General features: G+C 51.5%; 21 protein-coding genes, 1 tRNA gene and 1 pseudogene. 10 read left to right on the forward strand and 13 right to left on the reverse strand.

The features are described from left to right. Window positions 1-66: 66 nt before the first annotated feature. The 3 genes from L2Y54_RS01885 to L2Y54_RS01895 form a co-directional block, all read right to left on the reverse strand. The gene (locus tag L2Y54_RS01885; protein ID WP_236499519.1) at window positions 67-777 is read right to left on the reverse strand and encodes a hypothetical protein; all 711 of its coding nucleotides are present in this window, start codon (window positions 775-777) and stop codon (window positions 67-69) included. 78 nt (window positions 778-855) lie between these two features. Next, window positions 856-1,275, reverse strand: a complete 420-nt coding sequence (locus L2Y54_RS01890) for a hypothetical protein (RefSeq protein WP_236499520.1) — start codon at window positions 1,273-1,275, stop codon at window positions 856-858. Between the two features lie 14 nt (window positions 1,276-1,289). Beyond that, the gene (locus L2Y54_RS01895; RefSeq protein WP_236499521.1) at window positions 1,290-1,604 is read right to left on the reverse strand and encodes a hypothetical protein; all 315 of its coding nucleotides are present in this window, start codon (window positions 1,602-1,604) and stop codon (window positions 1,290-1,292) included. 121 nt (window positions 1,605-1,725) lie between these two features. On the opposite strand from L2Y54_RS01895, the gene L2Y54_RS01900 reads away from it, so the two are divergent. Together L2Y54_RS01900 and L2Y54_RS01905 are read left to right on the forward strand one after the other, a co-directional pair. Beyond that, window positions 1,726-1,977: a UPF0175 family protein gene (locus L2Y54_RS01900; RefSeq protein WP_236499522.1), complete on the forward strand. Its 252-nt coding sequence runs from the start codon at window positions 1,726-1,728 to the stop codon at window positions 1,975-1,977. Continuing rightward, complete coding sequence (locus L2Y54_RS01905; protein ID WP_236499523.1) at window positions 1,974-2,447, forward strand: PIN domain-containing protein; 474 nt, start codon at window positions 1,974-1,976, stop codon at window positions 2,445-2,447. The genes L2Y54_RS01900 and L2Y54_RS01905 overlap by 4 nt, the downstream gene beginning before the upstream one ends. Before the next feature lie 8 nt (window positions 2,448-2,455). On the opposite strand, the gene L2Y54_RS01910 is transcribed toward L2Y54_RS01905, so the two are convergent. From L2Y54_RS01910 to L2Y54_RS01930, 4 genes and pseudogenes are all read right to left on the reverse strand, one after another. After that, window positions 2,456-3,214 carry a DUF4145 domain-containing protein gene (locus L2Y54_RS01910; RefSeq protein WP_236499524.1) on the reverse strand — a complete coding sequence of 253 codons (759 nt, stop codon included), beginning with the start codon at window positions 3,212-3,214 and terminating at the stop codon, window positions 2,456-2,458. An 83-nt stretch (window positions 3,215-3,297) separates the two neighbouring features. Next, window positions 3,298-3,858, reverse strand: a complete 561-nt coding sequence (locus tag L2Y54_RS01915; RefSeq protein WP_311196217.1) for an RtcB family protein — start codon at window positions 3,856-3,858, stop codon at window positions 3,298-3,300. A 54-nt stretch (window positions 3,859-3,912) separates the two neighbouring features. Continuing rightward, window positions 3,913-4,780: pseudogene (locus tag L2Y54_RS21955) on the reverse strand (IS982 family transposase). A gap of 75 nt (window positions 4,781-4,855) precedes the next feature. Then, on the reverse strand, window positions 4,856-5,527 hold the full coding sequence (locus tag L2Y54_RS01930) for an RtcB family protein (RefSeq protein ID WP_311196218.1): 672 nt from the start codon (window positions 5,525-5,527) through the stop codon (window positions 4,856-4,858). A gap of 262 nt (window positions 5,528-5,789) precedes the next feature. Between L2Y54_RS01930 and L2Y54_RS01935 the strand changes: the two genes are divergently transcribed. Both L2Y54_RS01935 and creD read left to right on the forward strand, forming a co-directional pair. Beyond that, window positions 5,790-6,065, forward strand: a complete 276-nt coding sequence (locus tag L2Y54_RS01935) for a helix-turn-helix domain-containing protein (protein WP_236499525.1) — start codon at window positions 5,790-5,792, stop codon at window positions 6,063-6,065. A 349-nt stretch (window positions 6,066-6,414) separates the two neighbouring features. Continuing rightward, entirely contained in the window at window positions 6,415-7,836 is a 1,422-nt protein-coding gene (gene creD / locus L2Y54_RS01940) for a cell envelope integrity protein CreD (protein ID WP_236499526.1), read from the forward strand. Here the strand turns inward: creD and L2Y54_RS01945 are convergent. Both L2Y54_RS01945 and L2Y54_RS01950 read right to left on the reverse strand, forming a co-directional pair. After that, window positions 7,769-9,553 carry an ABC transporter ATP-binding protein gene (locus L2Y54_RS01945; RefSeq protein ID WP_236499527.1) on the reverse strand — a complete coding sequence of 595 codons (1,785 nt, stop codon included), beginning with the start codon at window positions 9,551-9,553 and terminating at the stop codon, window positions 7,769-7,771. The genes creD and L2Y54_RS01945 overlap by 68 nt on opposite strands. Before the next feature lie 100 nt (window positions 9,554-9,653). Next, window positions 9,654-10,622, reverse strand: coding sequence for a c-type cytochrome (locus L2Y54_RS01950; RefSeq protein ID WP_236499528.1), 969 nt, complete (start codon window positions 10,620-10,622; stop codon window positions 9,654-9,656). 219 nt (window positions 10,623-10,841) lie between these two features. Between L2Y54_RS01950 and L2Y54_RS01955 the strand changes: the two genes are divergently transcribed. After that, window positions 10,842-10,917 (forward strand) — tRNA-Arg (locus L2Y54_RS01955). Window positions 10,918-10,966: 49 nt separating this feature from the next. Here L2Y54_RS01955 and L2Y54_RS01960 read toward each other — a convergent pair. Further along, window positions 10,967-11,335 carry a metalloregulator ArsR/SmtB family transcription factor gene (locus L2Y54_RS01960; RefSeq protein WP_236499529.1) on the reverse strand — a complete coding sequence of 123 codons (369 nt, stop codon included), beginning with the start codon at window positions 11,333-11,335 and terminating at the stop codon, window positions 10,967-10,969. Between the two features lie 156 nt (window positions 11,336-11,491). Between L2Y54_RS01960 and L2Y54_RS01965 the strand changes: the two genes are divergently transcribed. Together L2Y54_RS01965 and arsJ are read left to right on the forward strand one after the other, a co-directional pair. Beyond that, window positions 11,492-12,490 (forward strand): ArsJ-associated glyceraldehyde-3-phosphate dehydrogenase, encoded by a 999-nt coding sequence (locus L2Y54_RS01965; RefSeq protein WP_236499530.1) that lies wholly within the window; start codon window positions 11,492-11,494, stop codon window positions 12,488-12,490. Then, complete coding sequence (gene arsJ / locus L2Y54_RS01970; protein ID WP_236499531.1) at window positions 12,487-13,686, forward strand: organoarsenical effux MFS transporter ArsJ; 1,200 nt, start codon at window positions 12,487-12,489, stop codon at window positions 13,684-13,686. Before L2Y54_RS01965 ends, arsJ begins: the two co-directional genes overlap by 4 nt. Before the next feature lie 5 nt (window positions 13,687-13,691). Here the strand turns inward: arsJ and L2Y54_RS01975 are convergent, their stop codons facing one another. Further along, a complete protein-coding gene (locus L2Y54_RS01975) occupies window positions 13,692-14,156 on the reverse strand; it encodes a YaiI/YqxD family protein (protein WP_236501980.1) in 465 nt (154 codons plus the stop codon). Between the two features lie 99 nt (window positions 14,157-14,255). Here L2Y54_RS01975 and L2Y54_RS01980 point away from each other — a divergent pair, with 99 nt between their 5' ends. The 3 genes from L2Y54_RS01980 to uvrD are packed head-to-tail and all read left to right on the forward strand — an operon-like array spanning window position 14,256 to window position 17,073. Beyond that, a complete protein-coding gene (locus L2Y54_RS01980; protein ID WP_236499532.1) occupies window positions 14,256-14,519 on the forward strand; it encodes a hypothetical protein in 264 nt (87 codons plus the stop codon). Beyond that, window positions 14,513-14,866 carry a type II toxin-antitoxin system PemK/MazF family toxin gene (locus L2Y54_RS01985; RefSeq protein ID WP_236499533.1) on the forward strand — a complete coding sequence of 118 codons (354 nt, stop codon included), beginning with the start codon at window positions 14,513-14,515 and terminating at the stop codon, window positions 14,864-14,866. The genes L2Y54_RS01980 and L2Y54_RS01985 overlap by 7 nt, the downstream gene beginning before the upstream one ends. Beyond that, window positions 14,863-17,073: a DNA helicase II gene (gene uvrD, locus L2Y54_RS01990; RefSeq protein WP_236499535.1), complete on the forward strand. Its 2,211-nt coding sequence runs from the start codon at window positions 14,863-14,865 to the stop codon at window positions 17,071-17,073. The genes L2Y54_RS01985 and uvrD overlap by 4 nt, the downstream gene beginning before the upstream one ends. A 4-nt stretch (window positions 17,074-17,077) precedes the next feature. On the opposite strand, the gene L2Y54_RS01995 is transcribed toward uvrD, so the two are convergent. After that, window positions 17,078-17,716, reverse strand: coding sequence for a precorrin-8X methylmutase (locus L2Y54_RS01995; RefSeq protein WP_236499537.1), 639 nt, complete (start codon window positions 17,714-17,716; stop codon window positions 17,078-17,080). Continuing rightward, on the reverse strand, window positions 17,713-18,543 hold the full coding sequence (locus L2Y54_RS02000) for a DUF3298 and DUF4163 domain-containing protein (protein WP_236499538.1): 831 nt from the start codon (window positions 18,541-18,543) through the stop codon (window positions 17,713-17,715). The genes L2Y54_RS01995 and L2Y54_RS02000 overlap by 4 nt, the downstream gene beginning before the upstream one ends. Window positions 18,544-18,548: the final 5 nt, after the last annotated feature.

Raw genomic sequence — 18,548 nt, forward strand, 5'->3', positions numbered from 1 at the left:
ATTGGGGTTTGGGTGGGACTTTACCTGATGCTGAATGGCTTGCCTATGGCGAGGCGACGGGCTGCGTTAGCTAACATCAGGAATCATTACTGGTCTATCAATAAAGCACAACCCATCATGCTCATGCTTTTTTAATGTCGCAACAAATTGATCTCTCAATGCGCCAACATCTTGGTCTGCTTCTCGTAGTGCCAAGGTTTCCTTTGCATAAAGCGTCGCTATTGGCAACATACGCACCTCGCCATAGGGCGTTGAAAAGGAAGAGGGAATACGCGGTGATGAATAACCTAAAATAACACCAACATGCCCTTCATCTGTTGTATGAAAAACCTCAGGCATACACGGGGCAGAAGATTCGAGAGAAATACAGGAATAATGTTGAAACAGATTCAGGTTGGCAGGCTCATAAGCAATATCATCACACACTGCTCTAACCAATTTGAATAAACAGGATGACATTGCCGCTTCGATGTCTAGATTTCCGGGCATTTCCGCGCAAATTTCCACGCCAAAACCAAGAGGAGTGCCACCATCCCAGTAGGTGTCGCTCATGCCGTCACTGGCAATGATGACGGAATCAGGGCGGTTAATAATAGTCCAAGCGGGCTTTTTACCTGGCCATACTTGACCATCCCCCAGAAAACAGGGGTGATTAAGTGTCGTCAGAACAAAAGGGCATACCTCACCAAGGCTGGCATAAAACGCAGCTCGCGCTTTATCCGTTTGTACGCTGGAATCGCTCGCTGTGGTGTCACAAGATTGTTCTTTTATGTCCATTGTTTACCTATCCATTTGTAATGTTAAGAATTTGCCCGATTGGCAACTAACCTCACTCGCTCGCGATTCAGTGAATGTCTACCGCTGCCACTCACTGGCAATTTCCTCGTATTTCGCATCGACCACACCCTGCTCATCAACACACGCAAACAGTGCCACTTGCAGCGCAGAATATTGCTGGGAGTAAGCTCGCAATTGCTCCATGATGTAAATAACGTCCGCATCGCTCAAAAGCTGTCGTTGAATCAATGCCAAACTCGCGGGTTCAACGATGTCTTGCACGCAGTGAGAAAACACCGTTTTCCAGTAAGCATACATCGCCAAGTGCTGTTCAATATTCAGGGTGACGGATGTAGGCAATCGGCAAATTTCATGCAGCACCAGAAACGGCACATCGCCACCGATTTCTAAGGATTGCGCAATGAGTTGCTGCCATGCGGCGGTGTCGTGATAGGGGAAACGGCAGTCGATGTGGGTGTAGAATTCTTGGTAGGTCATGTTGTTCAAGCCGTTTACAAGCCGCGTTCTGCATACAGCTCATCCCGCTCAGGTATCACATCGCCGCCCAAGCTGAAGGTTTCCGCCTTGAACGGTTTGTAAGCGTGCGTGGCTTGTAATTGTGTAACTCGATAAACTCTTTCCAGTCGCGTTGGAATATCGGCACGGAAACTCAAGTAGGATTGACGAAGCATTTCAACAGCATCCCGACTTTCCGCAATGGGGCGGGTGATCCAATACTGATAGTCGGATGGTTGATTTTGGTTGGTGGTGACACGCACCACCTTCCTGATCATGCGGGGTTCGCTGGTTGCTGGAATATCTGCCATAACTACGTGCTATTGTCGTGAACTTATATTGGATTATAACATCCCCGCCCCTGATCGCTGGAGAACTTCCTACCTAGTCGTTATCATAGAACCATGAAAAACGCTAACAGAGGTGTTAGAAATGCAAGTTACACTCGATGTCCCTGAACAATTCGGGTTGGACTACACGCTTCCCGAACTCGCGAAACAAATCAAGCTGTATGCCGCTCTCGCCATGTTTCAAGTGGGGAAAATATCCGCTGGATTTGCCTGTGAGTTTGCAGGCGTAGACCGCTACCGCTTTTACGAAGAATGCGCTAAACACAAAATCCCCGTCATCCATTACGAACCCGGCGAACTCGAAGCAGAGTTGGAGGCATTGCGCGATTTATGATTATTGTTGCGGATAGTTCTGCCTTGGTTGCATTGGCAGTATGCAATGGATTGCACTTGTTGGACGCGCTTTATCAACAAGTCCGTGTGCCGCGAGCGGTGTTTGAGGAATGTGTTATTGCAGGCAAGCCAGCCGCTGAAAAACTGCGAGCCTACCTGAGTGACAAAACGGTGGATGTTGATTTGTCTGCTTTAGTCATCACCGCTAACGGACTTGGAGCGGGTGAATTACAGGCAATGGCTTTGTACAAGCACTTGAACGCTCAACACTTGTTGATTGATGATCAACGCGCAAAAAAAGTAGCGTCACTTAATGCCATTAAAGCTATTGGTAGCTTGGGGTTGTTGTTGCGTGCCAAGGAAAAAGGGCTGATTCCGGCAATCAAGCCCTATGCGACGATTATCCAGCAGGCAAATCTGTACCTCAGCGACGTGGTTGTGAATGAGGCTTTGCGGTTGGCGGGGGAATAACGCAACTGCTAACTTCCCTTGAGCTTCGGCTTACCAAGACTTTCCAATTTTTTATTCAATATTTGCCTACGTTTTTCGAGCTTTATTGGCTGAATAAATGCGAAGTCGAATAATGATTCCATGACTTCTAACAACCACTCAGCTTCGCCAGCTTCAACCTCCACAATTTCACCACTATTCGTATACTTAATCGGATGCGCTGCAAAATTACCAATTTGACGAATAGCGTCAACCGCATCATTCAGGTAACTTGGTGCGTGTGCGTTGGATATAAACTCATCTATTTCCTGTGATAGATCACGTTTTTTTATTCCTAGTGCTTCTCGAAGCACCTTTTGAAGAAGTCGTCGAGACAAAGCTGCGCTTGCTTTTGGGCTATATACTAATATGCCACTGGCCTCAAGAAAGTCATTCCGATACTCATCAGGAACTTCTGATGCCACTGAAAAATGTTCATTTTTAGGATAAATTATTTCAATGAAGTCTACTTCTATTAGGACAAACTGAGTGGGCGTAGTGCGCGGATATGCACCACGTCCTGTCTTGCGAATAACCATGACTTCTGTACAAGAAGGACATTTTTGTGTCAAAAATTCGCAACCCCGACCAAATTGATCAGAATCATAAAACTGATAATCTGTAGGATCACAAATCAGAGCATCTGTACACATAGAATCTATACTAGGGTCATAATATTCATCTAAACAATAAGTATGAATGTGGTCTGGTTGTGAATGGAACTCTTTCTTACAGGTTGGACAGCGCATAATTTTCCTAAAAATTAAAAAGTTAGATGATATGAGTTGATTTTTCAATTTCCCTCTAATGTTAACATGGGGTGAACATAATCTTAACCCTTCACACACACCACCTGCTTCAACGTATGCAGCACTTCCACCAAATCGCTCTGCGCCGCCATCACCTTGTCAATCGGCTTATAAGCCGACGGGGTTTCATCAATCACCGCCTCATCCACACGGCATTCCACCCCCGCGACAGCGCGTTTATGCTCATCCAGCGACACGCGGCGTTTCGCCTCAGTACGCGACATCACGCGCCCCGCGCCGTGGCTGCAACTGCAAAAACTTTCCTCATTACCCAGCCCGCGCACGATGAACGATTTCGCCCCCATGCTGCCCGGAATAATCCCAAGCTGACCTTTTTGCGCACTCACCGCGCCTTTGCGCGTCACCCACACATCCTTGCCGTAATGGTGTTCGCGGCTGATGTAGTTGTGGTGGCAATTCACCGCCTCCACGTCCGCCGTGAACGGGATCGGCAACACCTCGCGGATCGCTCGCAAAGTACGCGCCATCATCACTTCGCGGTTGGCTTGCGCGAAATCCTGCGCCCACGCCACCGCCTCCACGTAGTCGCGGAAATGCGGGCTACCTTCGGGGATGTACGCCAAATCCTTATCCGGCAGGTTAATGAAACCTGAGTTCGGGATAAGCCATCCCTCAATTTAGATCACAACCAATGCTGATGTTTTTAAATCCAGTGCTGGTTTTTTATCTTGATAGGCATATGACACCAAGCCAGCAATGATGTTAATCATATAGTTAGTGAGTGAACGGTGGCGTGAATGCTCAATTTGTGAAATATTTTTCAACTGATCATTGATGGTTTCGATGATGCTCCGTTTACGCAACATCAGTGTATCGAACGTGTCACGCGCCACGGGTTTCATGTTTTTCTTCAGCGAGGTAATCCATTCAACCCCTTGCTCTGCCAACGATTCTGTCAATGCCTTGGAAATGTAGCCACGATCACCAAAGACTTTGCCGACCACTTTTTTCAGCAACGTGGGAACGGGCTTACGGTCATCGGTATTACCCGAAGTAATGGCAAACGATAAAATATTGCCGCAGTCATCCACGACCAAATGAAGTTTGAACCCATAAAACCAGCCTGTTGACGATTTACCCCGCCTGCGTCTTTGCGAAAGGTGTGATGACGTGGAATACGCAAATTTTCACAGACTTTCAAGGGGTAGAGTCTATGAAGGCAATACCTCGCCCCGTTTCACAGCGTTGCTGCATAAACAGGGTTAGTGGCAAAAGAACACGCGGCATTAACTCAATAAAACGTTGATAACTAGGGAGTTGCGGGAAATGACCCTTAAGAAATACTTTGACATGACGCTCATAATACCACTTGAAAGTACGATACCCCACTTGGTGGTAATGCACCAAAATCGTCATGATTTCACTATCGCCAAGACCACTGTGGCGACGACGATGCCCGCCTTTCGGGGTCAATAACGTTTTGTTCCATTCGGGATGAAAGTCCTGACAAAAATCGTCAATGGCACAGAATAACCGTGTTAGCATCTCAGTAGCAGCCTTTGGTGGGGTCAATGTTGTGTGTGGTTACTCACATTCTCCCATGAAAGGCTGCGCCTTACCTTATCCCGAACTCAGGTTAATGAAATAGCGTTCCATATCCTTTTTCGCCTGCTCGATAAAGTGCGTACCGATGGCATTGCCTACCCCGCGTGAACCGCTGTGTAACATCACCCACACGGTTTGGGTTTCATCCAGACACACCTCAATGAAATGGTTGCCCGTACCCAGCGTCCCCAAATGCTTCAAGTTATTGGTGTTTTTCAGGAATGGATGCTTCTCGCACAAACGCTGAAAACCCGCGCTCAACGCCAGCCATTTATCCAGCACATCGTCCGGCGGATCACCCCAACTGCCGGTATCGCGTTTACCGCGAGTCGCCACGCGCCCGTGTGGAACAACTTTCTCAATCTTGCTACGCATCGCCTCCAATGAATCAGGCAAATCGGCTGCGGTCAAGGTGGTTTTTGCCGCCATCATCCCGCAACCCAAATCCACGCCCACCGCCGCCGGAATAATCGCCCCCACGGTCGGAATCACGCTGCCAATGGTTGCGCCTTTGCCCAAATGCACATCCGGCATTGCCGCAACCCATTGGTGAATAAACGGCATCTGAGCAATGTTCAGCAATTGCTTCTTGGAGTTGTCGTCGAAGGGCACGCCTTTTGTCCATGCCTTAACCGGCGCGTGACCGGCTTCGTGGAGGACTTCGTAGGGAGTGGCGGGAGTGCTCATGATGTTTTCCTTGCTTGTCGTTGGTTACGCCAGAAGTATTGCAATGGGTGTGCCAGTCAAAAGAAAAATCAATCAAGTTATTGAAAATAAATCACTAAAATGCTTTATCTAGTCTTGCTATCCAAACAACCAAACTCAACTTACTATCTAAAAAGATAAAACACCTATCTTTCTATTTATTCCTGCGTTAGCAGGAACAACCTTGCATATTGCCCGCCATACGCTATTATTCCTTGGATAGCAGGAACAATGGTAACGCACAATGGCAAGACCGCTCACACCACTTCCCACGCCCCAGCAATCCGGCGCACTCACCCCCGAACTGCTAGGGCAATTCATCCGCGCCAAACGCACCCAATCAGGCTTACGCATTGACGATGCCGCCGCCTTACTCGGCGTTGCCAAAGACACCCTAAGCAAGCTGGAACGCGGACACCACGGCGCACAACTCGGCACATTACTGCAAGTGTTAAACGGGCTAGGCATCACGCTAACCGTGGAAACGTGGGCGGAGGGCGAGAGCGATGACTGGGTATGAACACCGCCTACAGATTTTCCTTGGGGAACAACTCATCGCACACCACGGCAGAACAGCAATTCGCAGCGGCTTTACAACACAGTATCCGGCAGCACTCACAATGGGCAGACATTTTGACTTCGATCGCGTTTTGCGCCCGTACAAACGGCTCATACCTTTGCAATATGGGCGTAAAATTGATAAGTGAGCTATAGAATATTACGCCCATAATCATCTATCTGCTGACTATCATTACCTCTGCACCAAACCTGCACCCTGCTCCACGCTTTTTCCACACCGCCCGCATCAAACCTCCATTATTCCTATTTATGATGATGCTCAATCCAGTCACTAACCCAAGGAGCATCCCGTGCCGAACCAGCGTTATTACCTCAAACTGGTCATTATTGCCTGCCTGATTTTGTTTTTGCTGATCCCGCAAGCCTTTATGCTGGGGCTGGTCGGCGAACGCGCCAGTTGGCGACAACAAGCTTACAGCAGCATTGAGCAAAGCTGGCCGGGGATGCAAACCCTTGCTGGTCCCTTGCTCACCATCCCCTATCAACTCACCTACAATGTCAAAGAACTGGTCAAGGACAAGGATGGCAAAGAACGCGAAATCCTGCGCGAAGTCACCGACCAAGACGCGCTGCACCTGATTCCCAACCAACTCGACATCACTAGCACGTTAGACAGTTCACTGCGTTATCGAGGCATTTACGACGTACCGGTTTACAGCAGCGGCTTGCAAGTCAGCGGCACCTTCAACACCCAACCCTTGCTGGATTTAATCGCCGACACCAAGGGCAAACAAATCCGCTGGGAAAGTCCGCAACTCGCCGTCATGGTACGCGACCAACGCGGTATTGCTGCCCCACCCAGCCTGCAATGGAACGGCGCAACCGTCAATTTCAAACCCGGCAATAACCTCCCCGGCAGTGCCAGCGCGGGGATGCACGCCAAATTGCCCGCACTCGACCTTAACCAAGCCAGCCGTATCCCGTTTCAATTTGAGCTGGAATTGCGCGGAATGCGTTCCATGAATTTCGCCCTGCTCGCCGAAAACAGCGCGGTAAAACTCGCTGCCAACTGGCCACACCCCAGCTTCAGTGGCGAATTGCTGCCCGAAACCCGTGACATCCATGCCAATGGTTTCAATGCCTTATGGAAAGCGTCGTCATTTTCCTACAACGTCAGTGGGGCGTTGGAGCAATGCCGTGCTGGTGAATGCAGCGGCTTGCTGGAACGTGCCGTCGGTTTCGAGCTAATCCAGCCGGTGGATGTGTATCAGCAATCCGAACGCAGCATCAAATACGCTGCCCTGTTCATTATTCTCACCTTTGTGGTACTGATTTTGTTTGAATTGCTGAAAAAATTGCGGGTACATCCAGTGCAATACACGCTGGTGGGCTTTGCGCTGCTGGTGTTCTACCTGTTGCTGATTTCCTTGTCAGAACACGTCGATTTCTTGCGGGCGTATACAGCGGCGGCATTCGCCAGCACCGGCTTGCTCACCTTATATTTCGGGGCAATTTTACACAGCCACAAACTGGGCTTGCTGCTGGGCGCGGGGCTGGCGGGCTTGTATGCCTTGCTCTACCTGATTTTGCAGGCAGAGGAAAACGCCTTGCTCATGGGCAGTGTGCTAATTTTTGCGGTACTCGCGCTGCTAATGTTAGCCACCCGCCACTTCGACTGGTACGCACTCACAGCGGAGAATCCGCCTAACCGTACAATTTCCGGTACAGACCATCCTGTTCCAGCAACTCCTGATGACTCCCTTGTTCGCTGATGCCACCGTCTTCAAACACGAAAATGTGATCAGCTTGGCGCACCGCACTCAAGCGGTGTGCCACGATCAGGGTGGTACGCCCTTGCAGGAATTCGCTCATGGCGGCGTGGAGTTTTTGCTCTGTCGCCGTATCCAGTGCCGAAGTCGCTTCATCCAAAATCACCACGCTGGGGTCGGATAAAATCATCCGCGCTATCGCCAGCCGCTGGCGTTGCCCACCGGATAAACGTATGCCTTGCCGCCCCACAATCGTCTCCAAGCCTTGCGCCTGTTCGCGAATGGTGTCATCCAATTGCGCAATGCGTAAGGCTTCCCACAATTGATCATCCGACGCTTGCCGCCCTAGGGTCAGGTTGGCGCGTACCGTATCATTGAAGAGTGCGGGTTGTTGCAATACCGTGGCAACGTGTTCGCGCACCACATCCAAACCAATTTCCGTGACGGGTACACCGTCAAAATACAATTGCCCTTGCTGCGGCTGGTACAAGCCTAATAACACTTGCACGAAGGTCGATTTGCCGCCGCCGCTTGCGCCCACCAGTGCAATTTTCTGCCCCGCTCGAATGGTCAGATTCACATCCCGCAAGACCGGCGGCTTGTCACCGTAAGCAAAGGTAATGTGTTCCGCCCGCACGCTGACCGTGGTTTTGCCTGCAAAGGGGTTGTGCGTATGCGGGTAAGCGGGTTCGGGTTGCATTTCCAGCAAGGTATTAATGCGCTGCAACGCGGCTTTTGCACCGTACCAACCGTATTGAATCGCCAGTACTTCCTGCACCGGCCCCATCATGAACCACAGGTAGCTGAACACCGCGAACATTTCGCCAATACTGAGATCGGAAAACACCACCATTAACATGCTGACCGCACGAAACAGGTCAAACCCCGCGATGAATACCGTAAAAGATAAGCGGCTGGCAGCATCGCTACGCCAAGCAAATTGCCCCGCGTGTTGTTTCACCTGTTGCGCGTGTTCGGTGACACGCCCGAAAAAACTGCTGGCGCGGTTGCTGGCACGGATTTGTTGGATGGTATCGAGGGTTTCGGTCAAGGCTTGCTGGAATAATTCGAATGCACTGTTTTCCTGCTTTTTCAAGTCTTTGACATAAGAACCCAATTTAGTGGTCAGCAAGATGACCAGCGGATTCAGCAGCAAAATAAACAACGCCAATTGCCAATGCAACCACAGCAATATCGCCGTTACCCCAATCAGGGTGAGAATGGCGACAATGAATTTGCTGATACTGATGCCGAGGAAATTGTCGATGGTTTCCACATCCACCACCAGCCGCGAGCTGACCGTACCACTGCCGAGAGTTTCGTATTCGGTCATTTCCACCGTTTGAATATGCCCCAGCAAACGGCGGCGGATGCTGTAGGTGAGTTCCTTGCTGATCAGGGTAAATTCACGGTTTTGCCATACACCCGCTGCCAAGCCTGCCAAGCGCATAATGACAGTTAGCACCGTAATGAAACTGATGTATAACACCGCACCGTGCCATTCGGCGGGAAACAAGCCATTCATCCACGCCACAAGCCAGCCGGGTTTGTCGAGCAATACCTCGTCAACCAGCAGCGGAATCAACAACGGGATCGGTACGCTAATCAGTACCGCGAAAATCGCCACGAGGTTAGCAATCACCAGTTCCTTGCGATGAGTGAGCATCCGCTGGAATAGTTCTTGCCAGGAATAGGTGTGTGAAGTGCTAGGTGTTTTCATGCAGGCATACTACCCGCAATTTCGTGCACTGCAAAAAAGAAAGGCGCTTTGTAGCGCCTTTCCTTGGTTCGGCCATGAGCGACCGACATAACAACCGTTATTACTGGCTTTGGGCAACCATGTAATCAACTGCCGCTTTGATTTCATCATCTGATAATGCTGGGTTGCCACCTTTGGCAGGCATCGCGCCTTTACCATTGAGGGATGTGGCATACAGTGCTTCCGCACCGGTAGCAATGCGTGGTGCCCATACTGCCTTGTCTCCCAGTTTCGGAGAACCAGCAACGCCAACGTCATGGCAAGAGAAGCAAATACCTTTGTAAACCTTCTCACCATTGATAGCCGCAGCAGGAGCAGCAGCTTGAGCAGAGGCAGCCGCAGCAGGAGCGGCAGCTTGAGCAGAGGCAGCCGCAGCAGGAGCAGCCGCTTGAGCTGGGGCAGTCGCAGCAGGAGCAGCCGCTTGGGCTGGGGCAGTCGCAGCAGGAGCAGCCGCTTGGGCTGGGGCAGTCGCAGCAGGGGCAGCCGCAGCAGGAGCAGCCGCTTGAGCTGGGGCAGCCGCAGCAGGAGCAGCCGCAGCAGGTTTAGCTTGAGAAGACAAATCGTGACCCGCTTTGCCGGTCATATAAACAATAGCATTGCTCAGCTCTTCGTCAGTAATGGAGGGATCACCACCACGTGCTGGCATACTGTTAAGACCATTTGTCGCATTTTTCATCAGACCATCCAGACCATTGGCAACACGCGCATCCCATGCACCCTTGTCATCAATTTTTGGCGCATTCAAAACACCGCTGGTATGGCAGGCTGCACAAACTGCCGTGTAAACCGCTTCGCCGGAACGCGCTTCCTTGACGATAGACTTATCGACCGCGTTAACTTTACCAATCGGTGCAAGGTTCGCATCCATTGCAACCACTTGCGAAGTGGTATCAATTTCGCCTTTGATTGAGTTTTTCTCAATGGTACTGAATAGGTTAGAAACCAACACAGCCACCGCTGCGCCGATCAAAACGAGACCACCAATCAGCACTGGTGTAGCCATAGGGTCTTTAGGTGTAGAGTGAGCCACGTGTATCCTCCTGTAGACTGGGCGTTAAGCGCCTAACAATCTGTGAATCTTAAAAACATCAGAAAATCATAAACCGACGGATTATATTCAAAATCCCTAATATTCGCTATCTGTCGGCAACGAAAACTTGACCTGAATCATACTAAAAAATGCAATTGTCCGCACTAACACTATCATAGACGTGACGGTGCTCCTTGGGTATGATGCACTCTCTGCAACGCACCCGTAGCTCAGGGGATAGAGTATTGGCCTCCGAAGCCAAGGGTCGCTGGTTCGATTCCAGCCGGGTGCGCCAATATTTTCAAAGACATACCTCAGAAAAAACGTTTTGAGTTAGCATTGAGTTAGCACCGCGTCACCATAGAGTCACCACTAGAAATGCCATCACTCTGCCGCTCTGCCGCCGACAAACGCTGTTGATCCAACTGAAAAATGGTCTCGCTGGCACTCCCTTGCCGCAAACTAACCAACATTTCCAGTGCCCACGTCGGCAATTCAGAGTGCAAGCAATAATACACCCACAACCCTGCTTTCCGATCCTGCAAGACACCGGTTTCGCGCAAAATCGCCAAGTGCCGGGAAATCTTCGGTTGCGCCAGTTCCAGCGCTTGGGTAAGTTCGCACACGCACAATTCGCGCCCATTGGCTAACAACAGCAACAGACGCAAGCGGGTTTGATCGGCAAGGGCTTTGGTAAACGTTTCCAATAACATACAGTCGGCGAATCCTGAAGAACAATGTCAAGTATAGCGCGGATGCATGAGCTTGCGCAGGCACATAGAAAGATGAAGTTTTTGTGACAAGGGTTCAATTATATTCGACTTGGCGTATATAATCGCCACCACTGTGTAATCAACGGGAACATCACGATGGCAACGATTGGTATCAACGGCTTCGGGCGCATGGGGCGCTTGGGCATTCGCGCCGCATGGGGCAACTCGGCATTTACGTTCACGCAAGTCAATGAAATTGCAGGCAATGCTGTAACTTCCGCACATTTGCTGAAATTCGACTCTATCCACGGCATTTGGTCGCCGGAATGCAGCGCGGATGAGAACACTATGCTGGTGGATGGGCAAACGATTGCCTACACCTCCAACAAAGCCATTGAAGACACCGACTGGTCTGGCTGTGACATCGTGCTGGAATGCAGCGGCAAATTCCGCAAAATCGAGCAATTGCAGGCGTATTTCGATCAGGGTGTAAAAAAAGTCATCGTTGCTGCCCCCGTCGAAGGCGCACTAAACATTGTTTACGGCGTGAATGACGACTGGTACAAACCGGATGAGCATCACCTGATTACCGCCGCGTCTTGCACCACCAACTGCTTAGCGCCCGTGGTTAAAGTCATGCACGAAAAAGTCGGCATTAAACACGGCTGCATGACCACGTTACACAATATCACCAACACCCAAACCATTATCGACAAGGGGCATAAGGATTTGCGCCGCGCACGCGCATGTGGCGAATCCATGATTCCGACCACCACGGGTTCTGCCAAAGCCATCACCAAAATCTTCCCCGAACTGGCAGGCAAGCTCAACGGTCACGCGGTACGGATTCCGTTGCTGAATGCCTCCCTCACCGATTTCGTGTTTGAAGCCGCCCGCGAAGTCACCGCCGAAGAGCTGAACGGTTATTTCAAAGAAGCCTCAGAAACCTACCTGAAGGATATTTTGGGTTACGAAGAACGCCCGCTGGTCTCGGTGGATTACAAACACGATCCGCGATCGTCCATTATCGACGCACCGTCCACGATGGTCATCGACGGCACACAGGTGAAAATCTATGCCTGGTATGACAATGAATGGGGCTACATGAATCGCATGATGGAACTGGCAGCGAAAGTAGTCGCAAACCTGCCATGACAGCCAACCTGCGCAACTACCTCACCGTCACCTTCGGTTACTGGGCATTCACCCTCACCGATGGCGCAATCCGTATGCTGGTGGTGCTGTATTTCCACCAGCTCGGTTATTCGCCGTTTCAGGTAGCCATGCTGTTTTTGTTCTACGAATTTTTCGGCATTGTCACCAATCTGGTCGGGGGTTGGCTCGCGGCACGGCTGGGGTTAAATGTCACCATGCACATAGGAATGCTGCTGCAAATCGTGGCACTGGGGATGCTGGTTCCCACGCATTTGCTTTCAGTGCCGTATGTGATGGCAGCGCAAGCCCTCTCTGGCATTGCCAAAGACCTGAACAAAATGTCGGCGAAAGCCAGCGTCAAAACCCTCGTGCCCAAGGGTGCGAATACCCGTTTATTCAAATGGGTAGCAGTGCTGACCGGCTCGAAAAATGCGTTGAAAGGTGCGGGCTTTTTCCTCGGTGCGGTATTGTTGCAAGTCGTTGGGTTCCAATACGCGCTGCTGATCCTCGCGGGTGGCTTGTTTGTTGTGACCCTGATTACCCTATTGCTGTTACCCGATGAGATTGGCAAATCCAAGTCTAAACCGAAGTTTTCGCAGGTATTCTCCCATAAAGCGGAGATTAATTGGTTGTCGGCAGCGCGGTTTTTCCTGTTCGGGGCGCGGGATGTGTGGTTCGTGGTCGCCGTGCCGGTATTTATGGTCGGCGTATTGGGCTGGAATTATGCACAAGTCGGCACTTTTATGGCAACCTGGGTCATTGGTTACGGGATCGTGCAAGCCAGTGCGCCCGCTTTATTGCGGCTGAAAGAACACTCGCTAGGTGCGGGGGCGGCGCAATTCTGGGCATTGATATTGCTGGTCATTCCGGCTGGTATTGCGCTGGCACTGGCGCAAGGCTGGGATGCCGGAACCGTGTTAGTCACGGGATTGCTGATTTTCGGCGTGGTATTTGCCATCAATTCAGCGCTGCATTCCTACCTGATTCTGGCGTATGCCGATCACGACAAGGTGGCATTGAAAGTTGGTTTTTACTACATGGCGAATGCCGGTGGGCGCTTAATCGGCACGGTGTTATCTGGCTGGAGTTATCAGCAGTACGGTCTGGAAGGCTGTTTGTGGTTTTCCACCGCGTTTGTACTCGCGGCATTATTGCTCTCATTACCGCTGACACGCCGCCAACAGCATCCTGCCTGACCCGTTCAAACCTTGCGCGGCGTTAAGCCGTGCTTGGTGAGGAAACGGTCTAACTGATTCGCAAACGCCTGCCGATCACTCAAATTCAAGGTCGCAGGCCCGCCAGTCATCACCCCGCTGTTGCGCATTTCCTCCATCGCATTACGCACCCGCAAACGTTCACGAATATTTTCCGGGGTGTAAAACTGCCCACGTGGATTCAGCGCGTGTCCCTTTTTCTCAATGACCTCTGCCGCCAATGGAATATCGGCGGTAATCACCAAATCGCCTGCTTCCAAATCTTGCACGATGCGGTTATCTGCCACATCAAAGCCCGCCTGCACTTGAATGGTTTTGATGTAGAGTGATGGCGGAATCCGTAAGGGCTGATTCGCCACCAGCGTGGTGCGAATTTGCAAGCGTTCCGCCGCGCGAAACAGGATTTCCTTGATCACATTGGGGCAGGCATCGGCATCGACCCAGATTTGCATGGTGGTTTCCTTGGTAACAGTATTGCCCATAGTATTGACACCAGTATAACCAACGTCAATACTATCTGTAGCATTTGCCCTATTTAAACAGGTGTCACCATGTCGACTAGTATCAAAACAGCCATTTCCATTCAGCAAGATTTGTTTGATGCCATCAACCAACTGGCGCAAGAACTGCACATTTCCCGCAGCAAACTGTTCATGCTGGCGGTAGAAGACTTCATTGCTAAAAACAAAAATCGCCAATTACTGGCACAAATCAACGCCGCTTACGACGATGCCGCGCCGGATGCCGAAGAAACACAAGTACAAACCGCAATGAAACAAAAACAAGCTCGCTGTCTTGAGACAGAAGCATGGTAATCAAGCAAGGTGAGATTTATTGGGTTGATTTAGGTGAACCCACGGGTTCAGCACCAGGCTACCGACACCCGCATTTGGTGCTGCAAAATGACGTATTCAATGCCAGCCTGATTAGCACGGTAGTGGTTTGCAGCCTCACTTCCAACCTCAAGCGGGCGCAATCCCCCGGCAACGTCCTCCTGAATAAAGGCGAGGCAAACCTCTCCAAAGCCAGTGTGGTGAATGTCTCCCAAATCTACACCGTCAACAAGGACGAGCTGACCGAAAAAATCGGTAACGTGTCAGCAGAACGGATGCAGGAAATCATTGCAGGCGTGCAACTATTGATCGAACGACGGATATTATGAATACCCAATCCCCCATTCTCGCCCCCCTAAACCCGCAGCAACAACTCGCCGTTGCCGCGCCGCCCAAATCCGTCCTCGTCCTTGCAGGCGCAGGCAGCGGTAAAACCCGCGTGCTAGTCCACCGCATTGCCTGGTTAATCGAAGTCGAAAACGTCTCACCATTAAGCATCCTTGCCGTGACCTTCACCAACAAAGCGGCGGCAGAAATGCGCGGGCGCATCCAAGACCTGCTGCAACTGCCCAGCGGCGGCATGTGGGTCGGCACTTTCCACGGCATTTCACACCGTTTGCTCCGCCTGCACTGGCAGCAAGCGAAATTGCCGCAAACCTTCCAAATTCTCGATTCCGAAGACCAAATTCGCATGGTCAAGCGCATCCTCAAATCGTTGGAACTCGACGAAACCCGTTTCCCGCCGCGTCAGGTCGCCGGTTTTATCAATGCGCGTAAGGACGAAGGTTCGCGCCCGCACCACATTGAAGACAAAGGCGATTTCAACCAGCGGCAAATGGTGCAAATTTACAGCGTGTACGAACAAACCTGTCAGCGTAACGGCGTGGTCGATTTCGCCGAACTATTGCTGCGCTCGCTGGAATTGCTGCGCGATAACCCCGATTTGCAACAACATTACCGTAACCGTTTCCGCCACATTTTGGTGGACGAATTCCAAGACACCAACGCGCTGCAATACGCTTGGTTGCGCCTGTTGGCGGGGGATAAAAATCCAGTATTTGCAGTGGGCGATGACGACCAGTCGATTTACGGTTGGCGCGGCGCGAAGATCGAAAACATCCGCAATTTCACCAAACACTTCCCCGATTGCGAAACCGTGCGGCTGGAACAAAACTACCGCTCCACCGCGAATATCCTCAAAGCCGCCAATGCATTGATTGATAATAACAAAGGACGTTTGGGCAAAAACTTGTGGACGGATGGTAAGGACGGCGAACGCCTGCACCTCTACGCCGCCTTCAACGAAATCGACGAAGCGCGGTTTGTTGCCGGACGCATCCAAAAATGGGTGGATCAGGGCGGAATGCGCCGCGACGTTGCTATTTTGTACCGTTCCAACGCGCAATCGCGGGTATTTGAAAGCACGTTCAACGAAAACCGCATTCCCTACCGCGTCTACGGCGGCTTACGCTTCTTTGAACGCGCCGAAATCAAGGACGCGCTGGCGTATTTACGCCTCACCGTCAACCACCAAGACGATGCCTCGTTTGAACGTATCGTCAATCACCCACCACGCGGCATTGGCGAACGCACCGTCGACATCCTGCGCAGCCACGCCCGCGCCACCAACCTGTCCTTGTGGGAAGCCGCCGCGCAAGCCGCTGACATTGGCGACTTCACCCCGCGTGCCAGCAATGGCGTACTCGGTTTCGTGCAACTGATCAAACGCATGGCAAGCGACATTCACAGCCTGCCCTTGCGCGAACAAGTCGAAATCGTCATCGACCTTGCCGGACTCAAACCGCATTTCCTCGCCAAAGAAAAAGGCGAAGCGGGGCAAGGGCGCGTCGACAACCTCAACGAATTAGTTACCGCCGCACAGGGTTACACCTACGTGCAATCCGAAGAAACCCCGGATATGAGCGAACTTTCCGCCTTCCTCTCCCACGCAGCGTTGGAAGCGGGTGAAGGTCAGGGCGAAGCCGGTGAAGATTGCGTGCAAATGATGACGCTGCACTCTGCCAAAGGGCTGGAATTTCCGCTGGTATTTTTGTGCGGCTTGGAAGAAGGCTTGTTCCCGCATCAAATGTCCGCCGATGACCCAGCACGGTTGGAAGAAGAACGCCGCCTGTGCTACGTCGGCATTACCCGTGCGGAAAAAGAGCTGGTGATGAGTTACGCCGAACAGCGCATGTTGCACGGGCGTACCCAATTCAACCCGCCGTCACGTTTCCTGCGCGAATTACCGCCGGAATTGGTGGAAGAAGTGCGCCCGAAAGTGAAAACCTATTCCACCGGCTTTGGCGGCAATAACCAATTCCGCGCCCCTGCCAATGCCCCCAAACCCGTGACGCGCACCACCAATTTCAATGAAACCGGCTATCGCGTCGGGCAGCGGGTGCGTCATGCCAAGTTTGGCGATGGCGTGATCACCGATTCCGAAGGCGCGGGCGCACATTCGCGGGTGCAAGTGAATTTCAAAGCGGTGGGCGTCAAATGGCTGGTGTTGGGTTACGCCAATTTGGAAAAAATATGATGCATTACGCCTGAGTAGTCGGTTGCATCATCAATAAGGCATTCAGGGCAGCGGCGGCTAACACCCCGCCGCCGCGAGTGCCGTCCACCACAATGCATTCCACGCCCAATTCCTGATGCTGCCTCCATAACAGTTTCTTAGCTTCGGGGGCATTCACAAAGCCACGCGGGCAAGCAATCACCAAAGCGGGCGGACGTACACCCTCTTGTAATATTTCGATTAGGTGCAGCAATGCCGTTGCCGATTGTCCTATCAACACAATCCCACCCGACATATACGGTTTCCAGCAATCCACCGCCGTCATTGCACGGGTTTGCTTAGTAGTTTTCGCCTGAGAAATTACCGAAGCTCGCCCCATAAACCCCAGTGGTTCTTGATACAATAACGATTCTTTCAGCGCATGTTTCACCAGTTCAGCATCGTATAACAGGTTATTGCGTTGCTTAATCACCTTGCGGGCAACGCTTAAAGCATTTTCACTAAAACGAATGTACTTGACCAGATCAGGGTCGCCATACGCCAACACCATTTGGATAACCACGGGTTGTTGCTCTGGTGTAAACGCACTCAAATCAACCTGCTCCCGCAAACGGGCGTAATTCTGTTCGTGGATGCGCTCCGGGTCGCGTAAATATTCGATCATCGCGCCAACGCTGCCAGCAAACTGCCATCCGGTATCAGCGCATTGATCTCATCATACGCAACGGTAAACTCTGTCGGTCCCATTGCATACGGGGCGACTTCATACGGGTTAAAGTTAAACACCAAACCATTGCCCGACACCCCCACATTGGTATTGACCTTAAAGATACCGTTAGCAAACCAGAAACCGGCTTCTTCCAAACTTATCTTGGCATCCAGCCCGCGCTCCTGACGGAAAGCCTGTTCACCTGCCACATTCAGACGCTCCTCATAGCCTGCCACCAGCAAATCATTGAGCGTCAATTGCTTACCAGTGTTCACATCAAACACCGCGTAACGTTGCCCGCTAAAAGGATGCGCCCCCCCGGTATAACCCGATTCATGGATCTTCAAGGTAGCCAGATGTTCGGAGGCAAAACTCACCTCCACCTCGCGCACCATTTCCCACAAACCTGCCGCTTCCGGCACGTCGTTGTAATCCGCCACAAACATGCTGGCAAGTTCGTCCGGGGTTGCGGGTGGCTTGCCTTCAGCATCACTGTATTCCAGCAATTGCTCTTGGATATACTGGTTAATTACCGCAGCCGCAGCGGGTGTGCCAGCCGCCACAATCTTGGGGTAAATCAGACGCAAACTGGCACAGCGCATATTTTCAGGGGTTGTACCCGCTACATCAGGGCATTGAGGCCCGCCTAACCGCTCAAACGTCACGGTTTCCAGTGTTAATGGCCCGCTGATACTGCTTCCACCGAGGCTCGGCAGTTCCAATTTACAGCCCGTTATCAACAACAGGCTGGCAACTAACAGCATTGATTTTGCTAACATCATGTATC

The organism is Thiothrix winogradskyi, assembly GCF_021650935.1.
Classification (GTDB): Bacteria; Pseudomonadota; Gammaproteobacteria; order Thiotrichales; family Thiotrichaceae; genus Thiothrix; species Thiothrix winogradskyi.